Raw genomic sequence first — 16,737 nt, 5'->3', positions numbered from 1 at the left:
AAAAAGAAGGTACAGACTTCTGGATCCCGTGTGATCAGGCTATCTTCAGATTGTGGGAACAGTTTTATTTGGAAAACAAAGAAAGAAGAGCACATTGGTATGGCTATCAATGGCTCTTCTTTTTTTGATGCTTGGGATTACGTTTTATTGAACCGGGCGAGTGGCCCGCGTCCTTGAATTTTTTAGAAATCGTGCACGGTCACACAGAGCTGAATCGCAATTCCGAACGGATCACGCACAATGCCATAACCCGGACTAAATTCGTTTTGTTCGTAAGGTACCAGCACCTTCACGTTCTCATGTTGTACAAGAGAGGCATACAGTTGATCCATTGTACTTTTATCCTTGGATTGGATGCATAGTGACGTACTGTTTCCCAATTGCCACGGTCTCTCCGGATCCATTGCCTCCTCCGCAATCATGATTTTGTTCACCCCAATCTCCAGCACCGAATGCGTAATATACTCATCTTGACCAGCAGGGTATTCGAAGCCCGGATTCATTTCTTTCATCTCTTTATAACTTTTCTTAAAAAGCACTTTGGCCCCCAAAACCTTCTCGTAAAAAGCGATGGCTGCTGCCGCATCTCCGTTCATCGACAAAAATGGAATCACTTCAAAATTCATTATCGTTTGCCTCCCTGATTCGATTGGATTACACTTATCATCATAACAATAAAAGGTGCCAATACATGGCACCATTGAAAGGTTTTTATGATGAAAAAATCAGAACGCATGAATCAGATGCTGCGCTTTATTAATCAAAAACAACAGTTTACCCTGCAGGATCTCATGCAGGAGTTCCAGATCTCCAAGCGAACCGCGTTAAGAGATATCGCCTCATTGGAAGAGCTCGGTGCACCCATCTACGCCGAGTATGGCAGGTACGGCGGTTATCGTCTGCTTCAACAGATGCAGCTGCCTCCCATTTCGTTTAATACGGGTGAGCTTCATGCCCTTTATTTTGCCATGCAGGCCCTTCGGAGTTTTTCGAGCTTACCCTTTCAGGCTACGTTCCGTACGATTCACGAAAAATTCATGAGTTCGTTATCCGACAAGCAGCGACAGGATATTGAGAACATCCAAAACCGGGTTTCCTTCCGACATACGGAACAGATCCGCGATAGTGCGCATTTGGAGTTTCTGTTGATGGCTGCTGTTCAGAATATAGTGATCCAGATTACGTATCCTGATCAGCGGAGATCTACTGATACAAGACCGTCTTCTGCAAACCTTCCTGATCCAGAACATTCGGATACATCATCTTGTACAACCTACTCCAATTCTCGTACCATCCAACCGATCGCCCTCTATGCGATGAAAGGCTACTGGTATTGCCAGGCCTATGATCTTAATAAGCAGGCATATCGTGTGTTCCGCTGCGACCGGATTAATTCAGCCGAAGTGACAGATATTGAACCCTTGGTGCATATCAAGGAGCTTACGCTCCAGGATGCCCATTCGCTCTGGAAGTCATCAGAACAAGCCATTCCCTTTCAATGCCGGATCGACGAAGCAGGAATGGATCTTTTTCAGCAGGAACACTTTCCATCCATGAAACTTGAAGTGTACGCGGAACAGACCTATCTTGTTGGTTCGTATGAACCCCTTGAGCTTGATTTTATCGTTCGATACCTTGCAGGCTATGGTAAGTCCATTCAGATCATGAAGCCAGCCAGCTTGAAGGAAGCCCTGAGACAATATTATCTGGATTTACTGGAGCATGTTTAATTTGAACCGGTTTGATGCTTTCCAAATCCATCCTCACATGTAATATCCGTATGAAGGATGTCGTAAAGATCTTGTTTCGCATGTTCAAGCTTCTTCTGAGCTTCTTCAATTTCGGATATCTTATCCTGGATAATGCTTCTTTGTTCATTTCGCGAAAATCCGTTTTTGGAGATCATGGATTGAATATCCTGAATTGTAAAGCCAACAGCTAAGCTATGCTTAACCACTTCCAGATGCTGAACGATACCAGAATCATAAATCCGATAGTTATTCTGGTCTCTCAGAACATGCTCATCCGTGATAATACCTATTTTCTCATAGTAACGGATCGTTGATATAGGGAGGTTTACTCGTTTGGCTACTTCACTTATCTTCACATGGATCGCCCCTCTTCGTGCTCTTGCTATAAAGTGTACTTCATAGTTTAGAATCCTCATAGTGAGATGGATGGAGATATAACCGATACCCCTCTCTCACCAATATTAGATATGAGGAGAGATTTCGATATGAATACAATTACCGGCCAATTCAACAAAACAAATGATTTCGATAACATCGTCCTGGAGCGCCATTCCGTTAAAGCCTACGACCCTGAAGTGAAAATCAGCCGCGAGGAGATGACCGAAATACTGGCGAAAGCTTCACGTGCCCCTTCGGCGATTAACATGCAGCCGTGGCGTTTTCTTATCATCGACAGTGCTGAAGGCAAAGAGAAGCTTGCACCACTGGCCTCTTTTAACCAGACACAGGCACTAACGTCTTCGGCTGTCATTGCCGTATTTTACGATGCCAACAACATTGATTACATGGAAGAGATCTTCAGCAAGTCAGTGGAGCTTGGATACATGCCACAAGACATCATGGATATGCAGATGCAGCAGGTAAAACCTTATTATGCGAACATGAACGCATCCGAACTGCGTGATATGAACCTCATTGACTCAGGCCTCATTTGTATGCAACTCATGCTTGTTGCCCGTGCCCACGGATATGATACCAATCCGATGGCCGGTTATGATAAAGACCGGATCGCCGAGGTCTTCGGCTTGGACAAAGGGCGTTTCCAACCCGTGATGTTGATCTCAATAGGCAAGGCTGCCAAGGAGGGCTATCCTTCCTATCGTCTCCCAGTCGATACGATTGCAACTTGGGCATAATAAAAAGTTATTTCATTAGAGTGACAGAAGGAATATCTCTGCATAGCTAGTTCGTTTATCTCAAGCTTGGCAAGTCAGTCAGAGCTTCTTATCTAAAGAAGCATATACTGATGTTAGAAGAGAAAACAGATAAAGCGTCCTTTTATTTAAGAACAAAAAGGGTCCTATGACAGTATTGTATGTCATCAGGACCCTCTTCTACATGCCTTCAATTTTATTGTTATTAAGATACAGATGTTTAGTTTTAGCTGAGGAATCCTCATTTGGTGAGTTTAGAATATTCATTTTTCTACGATTCACCATCTATCTCTATCCATTTCAAAAATCTTTGGTTCCATATATGTTCATAAAAGGAAATCGTCTCTTTTGCAGACATCCATGGATTATCTAAAGTAGAGGTTCCATTCTGTATCATATAGTTGTCGTATCCCAATCCATGAGCAAATTTAATTGTAGCATCCATACAGTATTCTGTTTGAGCACCACAAAACTCGATACGATGCACATCTAATTGGTCCAAAAGACTTTTCAAGTTTGTTTCGTAAAACGAATTCGCATGTATTTTCCGCACAAAAGAATCTTGCTCTTGAACATCTAGATCGGCATGTATAGCCCATGATTCTTCTCCAGGTACTAATTCCTCATCACAGTGTTGAACAAAAATGATTGGTTTATGTAGTTCTCTATACAAAGCAATTCTTCTATTTACTCTATTGAGTAAATTATTCAAATCAAATAAATGATTTCCATCATAACATACGCCATTTTGTAGATCGATCACGATCAATACATCTGCACACGTCTCCATCATTTTTACCTCTTTCATTTTGCAATATGGTTATTCTACTTAGATAAATGGATGATGAAAAATTCTTATGTTCAGTATACTGGATAACAAAAAAAGATGATATGACTTGGTCATATCATCTTTTTTGAATAACTACTTATTTGTAAAGGATTTTGTTACATCCAACTACGTTATTATTCTTATCAACCGTTGAGAAATTGAACAGTCTAACCTTACTCAACCGTTACGCTTTTCGCCAGGTTACGTGGTTTATCCACATCGTGACCCAGTGCCAGGGAAGCGTAGTATGCCAGCAATTGCAGGGCAACCACGGACAGAGCCGGGCTGAGCAGTGGCAGCGTCTTAGGAATTGCAAACGCTTGGTCTACGGATTTCAGCAGACTTGCTACGTGCTCTTCGTACGTAATTGCCAGTACATCCGCACCACGTGCTTTTACTTCCTTGATGTTGCTCACTGTTTTCTCGAGTACGTTCTCTTGTGTTGCCAGGGCAATAACAGGAATACCGTCTTCGATCAAGGCAAGTGTACCGTGTTTCAACTCACCTGCAGCGTATGCTTCAGAGTGGATGTAAGAGATCTCTTTCAGTTTCAACGAGCCCTCTTGAGCTACCGCATAATCGAGACCGCGGCCGATGAAGAAGAGATGTTGATGTTTGGAGATTTGCTCTGCATATCCTTTGATCGCATCCGCTTGCTCCAGCATGGATTCCACTTGCTCTGGCAAAGCTTGCATTGCTGCCAAGGTGTGTGCAATCTCTTCTGCAGTTTGTGTACCGCGCACTTGTGCAAGGTACAGACCAAGCAGGTTGAATGCAATCAACTGTGAAGTGTATGCTTTGGTGGAAGCAACTGCGATTTCCGGTCCTGCCAATGTTGCAATCACATCGTCTGCATCACGTGCAATGGAGCTGCCCACAACGTTTGTAATGGCCAGTACGTGTGCACCATTGGATTGTGCTTCGCGCAGTGCAGCAAGCGTATCCGCAGTTTCACCGGATTGGCTCACGACGATAACGAGTGTATCTTTACCCACGATTGGGGAACGATAGCGGTACTCAGAAGCAACATCTGTTTCAACCGGAATACGTACCAATTGCTCAATTACTGTACGTCCAACCAGACCTGCATGATACGCTGTACCACATGCGATGATTTGAACGTTACGAATATTTTTAATTTGTTCTTCAGTCATTTTCAACTCAGGAAGTTGAACTTTTTTAGCTTCATTGTCGATGCGGCCCAGCATGGTATCACGGTATGCTTTTGGTTGCTCATGAATTTCTTTCAACATGAAGTGCTCAAATCCGCCTTTTTCTGCGGTTACAGCATCCCAATCGACATGAATCATTTCCCGAGAAATAAAATTACCCTCAATTGTCATCAATTCGACAGCATCATGTGTCAAAACAGCCATTTCACCGTCATTCAGGATATACACGTTACGTGTGTGTTCCAGAATGGCCGGGATATCGGAACCGATAAAGTTCTCGCCTTCACCAATACCGATGATCAGTGGACTCGCTTGACGCACAGCTACGAGTTTCTCAGGCTCATACTCTGTCAGTACACCCAGTGCGAATGCACCACGCATAAGCGTGATTACTTTTTGCACGGCTTTAACGATATCTCCATCGTATTCACGTGCAATCAGGTGAGAGATGACTTCAGTATCCGTCTCGGAAGTAAACGTGTGACCTTGAGCGATCAGTTCATCCTTCAGCTCCAGATAGTTCTCGATAATTCCGTTGTGAACCACAGAGAACTTTTGGCTCTCATCTGTATGTGGATGGGAGTTCTCATCCGAAGGCTTACCATGTGTTGCCCAACGCGTGTGACCGATACCGGCATTACCTACCAGTGGTGCACCATCCAGCTTAGCTTCAAGGTTCGCAAGGCGGCCCAGAGCTTTCGTAATTTGCAGACCTTCTGGTGTAAATACGGCAATACCTGCAGAGTCATAACCACGATACTCGAGCTTTTTCAATCCTTCGATCAATACCGATTGAGTGTTCTTATTACCAATATATCCAACAATACCGCACATAGTTTAGTTCCTCCGTTTGTATATGAATACTGTGTCACGAAGAGAAACCGGCTGTCGCGGCATATCGAAAAAATGAATGATTGCCTAAACGTATCATGAATACCTGTTACCTATTCAATTATCAATGATCAGACCGGCCTCTTGCCGCTCCTCAGTCATCATAAGATGTTATAAATGCAATCATGAATGTACATCATTTTTCCGCTCCGCGCATCCATTATGCTCTTCGCGCACATTCATTTGAATTTTAGTTAACTCTTGCACCTACCGGCGCGTTGTGTGGACAGTCACCCATCCATTTTCCGCAATCCGGTTTACGGCTATGGTGCATCACCGGGAGGTCCCCGCCGAACAATCCGAACACCTCCACCTCGTCAGCTTGATTGCCGTCGATTCTGATCAGCGAATTTTGAACTCCAAGATCCATACCGCTTCAGAATCCTTCCCGCGCAACTTCAAGCTCTGGCGCTTGTGTAACTAATACCTTACGATCCTCACTTTCTGTGTCTGAATGACGACTCCACTCATTATATGCAGGTCAGGTTCATTTTGCAATGGAGCAAAGTACCTGTGACCAAATCAGCATATTTACCCACAATCCCGACCGGATAATCAGACCTTTGGTCTTATCCATCGGGACGTGGGATTTTTGTCTAGATTCAAGCATGTACCCTTTATTATAACATTGTATGACGGTATCCCTACAGTGGGAATGTGTACACAAAATGTATATCTAAGGAGTTAGACCAGTTCTTTTTGCACAACGTCTGCGATCTGAGATACGAACTGCTCAAGTTCAGCTTTATCTGGTCCTTCCGCCATAACACGGATCAGAGATTCTGTACCAGACGCACGAACAAGGACACGCCCATTATCACCAAGCTGTTGTTCTACTGTAGTAATGGCCTGCTCGATTGCAGCATTACCTTCATATTTGCTCTTGTCTTCAACACGTACGTTGACCAGCACCTGTGGGTATTGAGTCATTAGTGATTTCAAATCACTCAACTTCTTGCCCGATGCCTTAAGGGTATCCACGAGTTGAATGGCGGTCAGCATGCCATCTCCAGTCGTATTGTAGTCCAGGAAAATAACATGGCCGGATTGCTCGCCACCCAGATTATACCCTCCGCGGCGCATCTCCTCCATCACGTAGCGGTCGCCCACAGCCGTTTTAGCTGTTTTCAGTGCAAGTTTCTCCGTCGCTTTATAAAATCCAATATTACTCATAACGGTAGATACCACTGTACTGTCTTTTAGCTTACCCGCACGATTCATCGCATCACCACAGATGCACAGAATGAAGTCTCCATCGACCTCTGCGCCCGTTTCATCAATGGCAATCAGGCGATCGGCATCTCCGTCAAAAGCAAGACCCAGGTCCGCTTTATGTTTAAGCACTTCTTGTTTCAGGTGCTCCGGGTGAGTGGAACCGCATTGCTCATTGATATTCAGGCCATTAGGCTCAGCACCAATCGCAATGACTTCCGCCCCAAGCTCTGCAAACAATTTAGGTGCCAGCTCATAAGCTGCTCCATTTGCACAGTCGAGTACAATTTTAAGTCCAGAGAACGACTCGGTTACGGTTGTTTTCAGGTATTCGAGATAACTGTAGCGAGATTTCTCATCCACCGTTACGGTACCTAATCCACCGCCAATAGGACGTGGCAATTGGTCCGTTTCGGCATCCATCAGTTCTTCGATCCGGTTCTCCGTCTCATCAGACAGTTTGAAACCGTCCCCGCCAAAAAACTTGATTCCGTTATCCTCTACCGGATTGTGAGAAGCCGAAATCATGACCCCTGCGTCTGCTTTAAGCAAACGTGTAATATAAGCCACTCCCGGAGTGGATACGACGCCTAGACGAATGACATCTGCACCGATGGACAATAGACCTGCAACCAGCGCAGATTCCAGCATCAGTCCCGAGATCCGGGTATCCATGCCGATAACCACTTTGGGTCTCTCCACGCCACCAGCAAGCACGTAACCGCCACATCGACCGATGCTGTAAGCCAGCTCCGCCGTTAACTCTTTATTGGCAACCCCTCTTACACCGTCTGTACCAAAATATTTCCCCATGATCTAACTCCTTCTATTCGCATCATATAAGAGCATCAAATATTTATTTTATCAAAATCAAATCTGAATCATTACGGATTAGAGCCATTGGTACCGCTGCTACCGCTGCTGTTACTCGAGTTGCCTCGATTCGTTGTATTACCTTGCTGGGTTTGCTGCTCCTGATTATCCGTATTCGATTCTGTCGTTTCCCCTTCATCAGGCGCAGGATCCGTTTCCCCGTTCTCCACTTCTGCAGGCGAAGGCTCCGGTCCGACGTTATCTTCATCCGTGGGCTCTTCGCTTGGGGGAACCGTCGTATCCTCAGCTTTTTCACTGATCTTGACTGTAGCACTCATTTGATTAGAGGTACCATCCAGCTCAGCAAACCGGGGCAATTCAGCCTCCAGCTGCACATCATGCGTCCCGGCGGCAAGCCCATGAAGATCTGCCGTCAGCTTGATATCCTCGTCACTCAGACCTTCAAGCATACTCGGAGAACCCTTCAGTGTCAGGTTTACACCGCCGCTCTTGGGCGTGACAAGTGCAGCTTCCAAACCGTTTCCCACTCCCGTAAGGGTTATGGGGACATTGGGAAAGACCTTTGTTGTCTCCTCTGTCTCATCATAAGGTGACACAGTAACCTTGATCTGAATCGAACTAGGCTCGATTTTCTCAAAACCCGGAGGCGGCGTCAAGTCCGCGTTAACTGTGGATGTACCCGCCTCCTCAAATTGTGTGAGATCCAGGGTAACTTGGTCGTAGGCCTGTATACCCGCAAGTGCCTCATCCGTACCGTAAACCGAGACTTCTTTCACGCTTGGTTCCACACTGGACAGCACCAATCCCTCCGGCAGCTGTCCTGAATATTTGATTCTTAAGGGTACTGATTTATAGGGCTGATTAACCGGAATGCGAACTTCAACGGTTTGTGGCGTGATGACTGCATTTTCAAGAACTTTGCCTTCTGCATCATATGCCTGTAGTTTCACCCTTTTCTGCGTCACATCATCTTTTGCGTCCTTCACACTCACACTGCCCTGAACCTTGGCTACGGCGTCCAACTGCCCTTCCGGCAGAGTTACCTTAACCGGACCTGTTGGCTCAACGACAGGGGTCCCTAGGCTGTATCCAGCGGATGGATCTCCTTCCGGTACAATATTCACATTGAAAGATTTGGTGCCCAATTTTTCAACATTGACTGTAACCATGGAAGGCTCCATGCTAACCACCTCGACGCCAGAAGGCAGATCGGGAACGAGCGGCAGCGTATTAGAGCCATCTTTGACCTGACTCAGGTCAACGAGTACCTTATAATCATCATTTGTAAATATGGAAGTTAACATGGACCGCTGTCCTTTGATCTCCAAACGTACCTCATCTGTACTTAATGAAGTCAGTACATACGAATTGCTGTCAAGGCCATAAGGCTGAACAGGTACGGTACGCTCTACCACCTTGTTGGTCGTTCCGGTAGCAATCGTTGGCGTTGTTGGAACTTCATCCAGATGAATCATAAACCAGAGAAGCAAACTGACTGCAAGAGCAAGGACCTTGGCAAAGTTATTATTGTTAAACCATTTATCCATTACTTCGTTCCCCCCTTCCGTTTCCAGAAGGAAGTCCAGTTATTCTTTTTGTTTAGATTGGATGTTGGACGGAGCTCTTCATATAACTTGGCAATCAGCGACTCTTCCTTAATGTCACGAACAACCTGTCCATTCATCGCCAGCGATACTTGACCTGTCTCCTCCGAGACAACCAGACAGATCGCGTCCGCAACCTCCGTGATACCAATCGCGGCACGGTGACGCGTTCCAAGTTCCTTGCTGATAAATGGATTCTCGGATAATGGCAAATAACATGCTGCTGCAGAGATCTGTTTGCCCTGGATAATAACAGCCCCATCGTGGAGCGGTGTATTTGGAATGAAGATATTGATCATCAGTTCCGAGCTAACCAGCGATTGCATCTGAATTCCGGATTCCGTGTAATCGTTCAAACCCGTTTCCCGTTCGAAGACAACAAGTGCACCAATTTTACGACGAGACAAATAGTTCACAGACTTAATAATCTCGCCAATTAACACCGTTAATTCTTCATCGCTGGCTGCAGTCGAGCGTCCGAACAGTTTACCGCGTCCCAGCTGCTCCAGTCCGCGGCGCAGTTCCGGTTGGAATATAATAAAGACGGCTACCACACCAAATGTAAACATCTGGTTCATGAGCCATTTGAGCGTATACAGGTTTAGCCACGTACTTAGTGCCCAGATCACCACAAGGAACAGAATACCCTTAAGCAGCTGGACCGCACGTGTACCCCGTACAAGCAAAATCAGTTTGTACATAATATAGGTAACAATCAATATATCGATAACGTCCTTAATGGACTCTTTCCACGTTAAGTCAGCAAAATAGTTCATAAGCCAGCCCCCGCTATCCCCATTGATGAGTAAACCCTGATCTCATATTAACCCATTAGGATTTTAAATAATCCATTGTCTTAGCATTTGCATCATTCGATTCAGACACGTTTCCAACTGCAAAAGTTGGACGGGAAGAAACACCCCCGGTCCAACCCACGTATAGAAGAACAGAACCATTCATCCTATATCTTGGCAATTGAAAGAAGCCCTCTGGATAGATGCAAAATGCTTCTCTATATGTAGTAGTATGTTCTCTTTAGTATCTAGGTTATAACGATAACGTTCAGGTTGCAAGTTACGGCAGTCACAAACTGCGCAGAAACAACACAAATACCATAAATTACAATGTCACCAATAAAAAAAGAGTACCCCATGCAAACTGGAGGTACCCTGCTTGGTATTTACCATTGAAGAATTCACCCTATGCTAGCGATAAGCCACTTCATTCACCATATTGGTTATTTTGTACCAGAACCAGTCCAGCGCCTGATCAATGCTTTTTACCTGACCGGAAATATGCGCCGTCGAAGCTTGATACAGTTGTCCGTCGATCACCGTCAGATTGCCATCTACATCACCATATACCTGGGCGGTACCGTTTTCTATCGTAAGATCGCCCGCAATTGACTTGCCTTGAGGAACAATAACCGTGTTTCCTTCAATGACGATCTGGTCCAGATTATTACCCTTAACGACCATTTCGTTATTCTGATCCCAGAAGCTCCAAGCGCTAAAGAGCATCACGACCAAAAAGAAGGCTGCCGCCGTCAGCGCCGGATGTCCTTTGACCCACTTGAGCCATACCTGCTGTCTCTTGGGCTGGGGCAGAGCATTCATAATTCGATTGGTCAGCTCATCCGAGGCAGACGGTGAATAATGTTTCATGGCAAAGAGCAGCATTTCCGTCTGTTCCAACTCTTTAAAGCGCATGCGACAATCCGGACAGGTAACAAGGTGACCTTTCAGTTCTACCTTCTGGGCCGGGGACAACGACTCATCCAAACATTCATGCATTAAAGAGACGGCCGAGTTGCAATCCATATGAGAGCCAATCCTTTCTTAGATCACTTAGTCCATGCATCTTCAGATACTATGCATAAGACTTGCATACATTACATACGCATCCGTTTCGGATATGTTTCAAATAATTTCGCCTAAAAAAATACTGAATTGATTTACAACTTATATTCCAGTTTTTTACGCAAAAAATCACGACCCCGATGCACACGTGTTTTGATCGTTGTTACGGGCATGCCTGTGACATCACTGATTTCCTGCAGCGACAAGTCTTGTAAATATCTCAAAATCATGACTGACTTATATTTGGCCGGCAGACTGTCAATAGCCTCACGAATAAGAGTCTGTGTTTCTGACAATAGTGCTTCGCTTTCTGGTGTACGATCATCACTCGGAAGCATGGCATAACCATCTGATCCTTCCTGATCATTCAACTCGGCATCTAAAGAGTAAGATGGTTTCTTCCTCCGCAAACGATCAATGCACAAGTTGGTTGCAATCCGGTAGATCCAGGTTGAAAACTTCTGGTTTGGATCATATTTCTCCATATTGCGAAACACACGCAAAAACGTCTCCTGTACAACGTCCTCAGCTTCATGACGATTGTTCAGCATCCGGTATGCCAAATGAAATAGCTTGTCCTTGTATAACTCTACGATTTCTGCAAAGGCCCGCTGATCACCCTTTAGGACCAGCTTAATCAGCCTGTTCTCCAAATTGTCCACCTTTATTCCCCCAGACATGCTGATGGGTCTTCCGCCTTCTGATACCCGTCCACACTTGTAATTCACCAATCAAATCGTAAATCAACTTTGGTCAAAAATCAAGACTGTGCCCAAAAATATCCACCAAAAACAGTAAAAACGGGAACTCCTACCGGAGTCCCGTTTCATCTCTCACACAAGACTGAGGAGAGAACCTTGCATTTTATTGTCTCATTCCATTAAATAATCACAACATGAATCATTGGATCGGCTAATGCATCAGCCTGTATTGCGCAGCCCTGCAGCAATACCGTTAATCGTCAGCAGCACTTCACGCAGCAACTCGGTATCATCTTCCCCACGCTCACGCATGTCTCTCAGCTCGCTAAGTAGCTGCACCTGCATGTAGGACAATGGATCAACGTAAGGATTACGCAAACGAATGGATTCCTGAATTACCGGTACATCGTCCAAAATCTCCGCTTCTCCGGTAATTTTCAAAATCAGCTCTTTCGTCAGCTTGAATTCGGACTCAATCTGACCATAAATTCGATCACGTGCTTCCTTGTTGGAAGCCATCGCGGAATATTCTTTGGCAATCACAAGATCTGCCTTAGCAACAGCCATCTGCACCGTATCAATAAGTGTACGGAAGAATGGGAAGTTGGCATACATGTCTTTGAGGACTGCCAAATTCTCCTCTTTATTCTGGTAGTAGCTTTGCAAACCTGTTCCCGCTGCATACCATGCTGGGAGAAGATAACGGCTTTGAGTCCAGGCAAATACCCATGGGATTGCTCTAAGGTCTTCAAATTTATCACTGTTTTTCCGTTTCGATGGACGTGAACCAATGTTGAGCTCACCAACCTCCGGCAGCGGTGTTGATTCCTTGAAGAAGTTGAAGAAATCCGGATCGCGGAAAATCAAGTCTTGATACTTCGTGAGAGATACTTCGGAAATATCCTTGATGATGCTATCCCAATGTTGTTCAGATACCGACTCTTGTGGCTCCATTCCGTTCAGCGCAGCCGTGAGCAATGCCGATGTAGCTTGCTCCAAACTGCGGTAAGCAATGCCCTGCAAGGAATAACGGGATGAGATCACTTCGCCTTGCTCCGTAATCTTGATTCCTCCGCCAATCGTATGCGGTGGCTGTGCAAGAATACTGCGGTTGAGCGGCATGCCTCCACGTCCCAATGCACCGCCACGACCATGGAAGAACTTCAGCTTGACGCCATGCTTATTACCGACCGCGGTAATGGCATTCATCGCTACCCGAAGCTCCCAGTTAGCCGTTACCACTCCGCCATCCTTGTTGCTGTCTGAATAACCGAGCATGATTTCATGCAGCTCGTTCCGGGAAGCTACGCTTGCGCGATATACCGGAAGATTGAAGAGCTTTTGCATGATGTCCGAAGCGGCATGAAGGTCATCAATGGTTTCGAACAGCGGTACAGCCTGAAGTGTTGAAATAATCTCTCCACCCTGACCTTTGCGGAACAATCCAACTTCCTTGGCAAATACCATAACTTCCAGCAGATCACTTGCTCCCTGCGTCATACTGATCAGGTAACTTGTGATGCAACCTGCACCAAACTCGCTCTGTGCACGCTTGATTGTACGGAATACATCAAGACATTCCTTGGTGCCCTCACTGTACTGATGATAAGGAGAGGTCAGTGGACGCGGATCTTCCAGCAAGCGAGCCAGCAAATCAATTTTGCCGTCTTCCGTCAGACGAGCATAATCTTCAACAATATTCATCTTGGCCAAAATTTCGGACATCGCATTTTCATGTTCCTGACTATGCTGACGTACATCCAGCGAAGCGGTGTGGAATCCAAAAAGCTCCACTTGGCGAATCATTTTGCGAACGGTCGTATCCGCTACATAATCCGCAAAATGATGGCGCAAGCTGCGGTCGATAATCATAAGATCATCGATCAGTTCCTGAGCACTGTCATAACGATCGGGCTGTCCGACTTTATTTTCGTCAAGTACATTATTCATTTTGGCAATCATGTAAGCCAGCTTGATCCGGTAAGGTTCTTTCTCGTTGCGCCAAATGTCTACTTTCTTCAAAGTGACACAGCTGCGATCTTGCTCAATGGATTGAATCAGTTCGTCCGACACACGGATGATGTTCGTACTGAAGCTGAGATGCTCCATGAGCTCAATCATAATCCGCTGATACTCACGCAAAGCGAGCTTGCGCTGCATCAACAGCGTCTGCCACGTTACATCTGAAGTTACCGAAGGATTTCCGTCCCGGTCTCCACCGATCCAGGAACCGAAGCGCAAATACGTCGGCACATGCCAGTCGTGGTCAGGATAAAATTTATTCAGGCAGCGTTCAAGCTCCTGATATACATCCGGAAGTACGTGGAACAACGTTTCGTGAAAGTAATACATCCCGTTCCGTACTTCATCAAGTACAGTCGGTTTGCGGTCGCGAAGTTCATCGGTTTGCCAGAGCGTAATAACTTCATTTAGCAGCTTTTCCCGCAATTGTTCACGTTCACGCAACGTCAGCGTAGGATTATCAAGCAGCATGACATCTTCAGATATCCGTTTATGGATGTCCAGAATAACCCGCCGCATAGCTTCGGTTGGGTGAGCTGTCATGACCAGCTCCAGCGACAATTCGTCCAGAATCTGCTCTACTTCGGTATGAGACAGTCCGCGTTCCTTCAGATCCTGTACGGCCTTCTCGATCGAACCAGGCTGTACTGCATCCCCTGCAGATCGTTCATAATCCCGTTTACGCCGAATCCGATGGTTTTGTTCAGCAATATTAACTAATTGAAAATAAATTGCAAAAGCTCGAATCACCTGGTGACGATTTTCAGAATCTAATTCCTGGATCATCGTTTTGAACTCTGTATACAGTTCAGGCAAAAATTCTGCACGCAACGATTTGCTCGTTTCCCGAATTTTCTCAACGATATCGAGAAGCTCCGTGCCTCCTTGATGGACAAGAACTTCTCCGAGTATATTGCCCAGGAACCGCACGTCTCGCCGAAGCAGGTTGTTGGATTGGCTTTTGCTGGCGGTTACCATAGTTTCAGTCATGCTTATCCTCCCATCTGATCGTTCACATTCGTACACGTAAATTTGACACCTTCATAACATCATACAATAAAATGGTACGAAAATCTTTATTTTTCTATTAGTAAAAAAGGGGATTATCCCCGATTTTCTGCACAAAAAGACACTTTTTTATTCATTTTCTCAATTTGCTTCATTTAATAAACAAAAGCTTGTCACATGATAACTTTTTCACATGCTATATATAAACAAATACCTTATACCTATTCGTTTTTATTTATAATTATACAGCGATGTTAAATATAACTTATACCAGTAGAGTACCATATCCTTTCCATAATTTAAGCAGTTCAACTCCAGGCAAAAACATGACCGGCAAAGCAAGCTTTTGTATACTTTACCACAGTGATGTAATAAATTAAAGTATCAATTTAAAAATTATTATCATTTCTTATTTCCTTTGTGGAAACGACCACCGTGGAAGTTATAAGTAAAGATGTTCAGTGATGTAACCTATCCAGGTTGTATTGATGATTGTTTCCGTTTGATAATGAAGTCCTTCGTTTAAGCCTTATTCAATTTACTCTTTGTTAAAGTTGATGCAGGATTTCTAAAGGTTTTGGGGTAAGTCCATTTCTTTCCCAACTATTATTAGAGCAGGATTATATGGAGCATATTCACCTATGAGACAGAGGGATATTTTAACGCCAGAACCCTTACATAATTTGATTTAGTAAAAGGCAGATTAATTATAGTTCAAACAAAAAGGAGGCGACATCTGATGAAGAAAAAAGTTTCGACACTTATTGCTTCTACACTTTTGGTGGCAGCATTGGCTGGTCCTGCAGCTGCGAATGGTCAAACAACCCAAGGTATGGATCAAAACCGTGGAACACAAATGAACAGCACAAACTACAACACGGGTGACTACCGTACGAACAATGTTCGTGCAAATGCTGCAAATGACCGAGACAATGATATGGACTGGGGCTGGCTCGGTTTGCTCGGACTTCTTGGCTTAGCAGGTATGCGTAAAAAAGTTTCTGATCGTCACGAGCGCTAAATAGCTGCCCAAGGGTCCTAAACACAACTAAGGTGTTTAGAAGCCCTTCTAGGCTGTCATAAGGCTCGTTTGATGTACTGAGTACTGAGTGATACACAGAACAAAAAAGCCAAGACCTCCATTTATAGGTGGTCTTGGCTTCTTACTGTGAGTTTGTTATTTTACATTCCCATCAACGTTGTCGTCAAAGAAAAGAGCAGTCTCTACATTGTGTAGAGACTGCTCTTAAATTCATATAAGCGGGTGATGGGAATCGAACCCACGCTATTAGCTTGGAAGGCTAAAGTTCTACCATTGAACTACACCCGCGTAATTATAAAATCGGGATGACACGATTTGAACATGCGACCCCCTGGTCCCAAACCAGGTGCTCTACCAAGCTGAGCTACATCCCGATATTGATAAAAATAATGGCGCGCCCTGAGAGATTCGAACTCCCGGCCTTTTGATTCGTAGTCAAACGCTCTATCCAGCTGAGCTAAGGGCGCATATATAATTGGAGCGGACGACGGGAATCGAACCCGCGACCCTCGCCTTGGCAAGGCGATGCTCTACCGCTGAGCCACGTCCGCTTATAAGGGATGCGCGTGGAGGGACTTGAACCCCCACGTCAAAGACGCTAGATCCTAAGTCTAGTGCGTCTGCCAATTCCGCCACACGCGCATGTAACAAGTGAGCC

Annotated in this window: 13 protein-coding genes and 5 tRNA genes; 3 read left to right on the top strand and 15 right to left on the bottom strand. The window is 45.1% G+C overall.

All coding sequences use genetic code 11. From position 1 onward, the window contains the following. Positions 1 to 182: 182 nt before the first annotated feature. Complete coding sequence (locus tag ABGV42_RS19580; protein ID WP_347383308.1) at positions 183 to 626, bottom strand: VOC family protein; 444 nt, start codon at positions 624 to 626, stop codon at positions 183 to 185. Between the two features lie 90 nt (positions 627 to 716). Here ABGV42_RS19580 and ABGV42_RS19575 point away from each other — a divergent pair, with 90 nt between their 5' ends. Next, positions 717 to 1,730, top strand: coding sequence for a helix-turn-helix transcriptional regulator (locus tag ABGV42_RS19575; RefSeq protein ID WP_347384435.1), 1,014 nt, complete (start codon positions 717 to 719; stop codon positions 1,728 to 1,730). Here ABGV42_RS19575 and ABGV42_RS19570 read toward each other — a convergent pair. Next, positions 1,727 to 2,107, bottom strand: coding sequence for a MerR family transcriptional regulator (locus ABGV42_RS19570; RefSeq protein ID WP_347383307.1), 381 nt, complete (start codon positions 2,105 to 2,107; stop codon positions 1,727 to 1,729). The two genes, ABGV42_RS19575 and ABGV42_RS19570, sit on opposite strands and share 4 nt — an antisense overlap. A 129-nt stretch (positions 2,108 to 2,236) precedes the next feature. Here ABGV42_RS19570 and ABGV42_RS19565 point away from each other — a divergent pair, with 129 nt between their 5' ends. Beyond that, complete coding sequence (locus ABGV42_RS19565; RefSeq protein WP_347383306.1) at positions 2,237 to 2,887, top strand: nitroreductase family protein; 651 nt, start codon at positions 2,237 to 2,239, stop codon at positions 2,885 to 2,887. A 289-nt stretch (positions 2,888 to 3,176) separates the two neighbouring features. Here the strand turns inward: ABGV42_RS19565 and ABGV42_RS19560 are convergent, their stop codons facing one another. The 8 genes from ABGV42_RS19560 to ppc form a co-directional block, all read right to left on the bottom strand. Next, positions 3,177 to 3,695: a cysteine hydrolase family protein gene (locus ABGV42_RS19560; protein WP_347384434.1), complete on the bottom strand. Its 519-nt coding sequence runs from the start codon at positions 3,693 to 3,695 to the stop codon at positions 3,177 to 3,179. Between the two features lie 212 nt (positions 3,696 to 3,907). After that, positions 3,908 to 5,740, bottom strand: a complete 1,833-nt coding sequence (glmS, locus tag ABGV42_RS19555; protein ID WP_347383305.1) for a glutamine--fructose-6-phosphate transaminase (isomerizing) — start codon at positions 5,738 to 5,740, stop codon at positions 3,908 to 3,910. 741 nt (positions 5,741 to 6,481) lie between these two features. Continuing rightward, positions 6,482 to 7,822, bottom strand: a complete 1,341-nt coding sequence (glmM, locus tag ABGV42_RS19550; RefSeq protein ID WP_347383304.1) for a phosphoglucosamine mutase — start codon at positions 7,820 to 7,822, stop codon at positions 6,482 to 6,484. Between the two features lie 71 nt (positions 7,823 to 7,893). After that, on the bottom strand, positions 7,894 to 9,390 hold the full coding sequence (locus tag ABGV42_RS19545; RefSeq protein ID WP_347383303.1) for a CdaR family protein: 1,497 nt from the start codon (positions 9,388 to 9,390) through the stop codon (positions 7,894 to 7,896). Further along, entirely contained in the window at positions 9,390 to 10,223 is an 834-nt protein-coding gene (gene cdaA, locus ABGV42_RS19540; RefSeq protein WP_095292238.1) for a diadenylate cyclase CdaA, read from the bottom strand. The genes ABGV42_RS19545 and cdaA overlap by 1 nt, the downstream gene beginning before the upstream one ends. A gap of 429 nt (positions 10,224 to 10,652) precedes the next feature. Continuing rightward, positions 10,653 to 11,267: a zf-HC2 domain-containing protein gene (locus tag ABGV42_RS19535; RefSeq protein ID WP_347383302.1), complete on the bottom strand. Its 615-nt coding sequence runs from the start codon at positions 11,265 to 11,267 to the stop codon at positions 10,653 to 10,655. Positions 11,268 to 11,401: 134 nt separating this feature from the next. Next, the gene (gene sigW, locus ABGV42_RS19530; protein ID WP_036614044.1) at positions 11,402 to 11,968 is read right to left on the bottom strand and encodes an RNA polymerase sigma factor SigW; all 567 of its coding nucleotides are present in this window, start codon (positions 11,966 to 11,968) and stop codon (positions 11,402 to 11,404) included. Positions 11,969 to 12,226: 258 nt separating this feature from the next. Continuing rightward, the gene (gene ppc, locus ABGV42_RS19525; RefSeq protein ID WP_347383301.1) at positions 12,227 to 15,019 is read right to left on the bottom strand and encodes a phosphoenolpyruvate carboxylase; all 2,793 of its coding nucleotides are present in this window, start codon (positions 15,017 to 15,019) and stop codon (positions 12,227 to 12,229) included. 757 nt (positions 15,020 to 15,776) lie between these two features. On the opposite strand from ppc, the gene ABGV42_RS19520 reads away from it, so the two are divergent. After that, complete coding sequence (locus ABGV42_RS19520; protein WP_347383300.1) at positions 15,777 to 16,058, top strand: WGxxGxxG family protein; 282 nt, start codon at positions 15,777 to 15,779, stop codon at positions 16,056 to 16,058. Between the two features lie 238 nt (positions 16,059 to 16,296). Here ABGV42_RS19520 and ABGV42_RS19515 read toward each other — a convergent pair. The 5 genes from ABGV42_RS19515 to ABGV42_RS19495 all read right to left on the bottom strand — a co-directional run bounded on the left by ABGV42_RS19515 (position 16,297) and on the right by ABGV42_RS19495 (position 16,721). After that, positions 16,297 to 16,367: transfer RNA gene (locus tag ABGV42_RS19515), tRNA-Gly, on the bottom strand. Between the two features lie 12 nt (positions 16,368 to 16,379). After that, positions 16,380 to 16,453 (bottom strand) — tRNA-Pro (locus ABGV42_RS19510). Positions 16,454 to 16,469: 16 nt separating this feature from the next. After that, a tRNA-Arg gene (locus tag ABGV42_RS19505) sits at positions 16,470 to 16,546 on the bottom strand. Positions 16,547 to 16,555: 9 nt separating this feature from the next. After that, positions 16,556 to 16,630: transfer RNA gene (locus ABGV42_RS19500), tRNA-Gly, on the bottom strand. A 10-nt stretch (positions 16,631 to 16,640) separates the two neighbouring features. Next, a tRNA-Leu gene (locus ABGV42_RS19495) sits at positions 16,641 to 16,721 on the bottom strand. Positions 16,722 to 16,737 lie beyond the last annotated feature (16 nt).

This window comes from Paenibacillus pabuli (assembly GCF_039831995.1).
GTDB lineage: Bacteria > Bacillota > Bacilli > Paenibacillales > Paenibacillaceae > Paenibacillus > Paenibacillus pabuli_C.
This window is presented reverse-complemented; position numbering and strand designations above follow the sequence as displayed.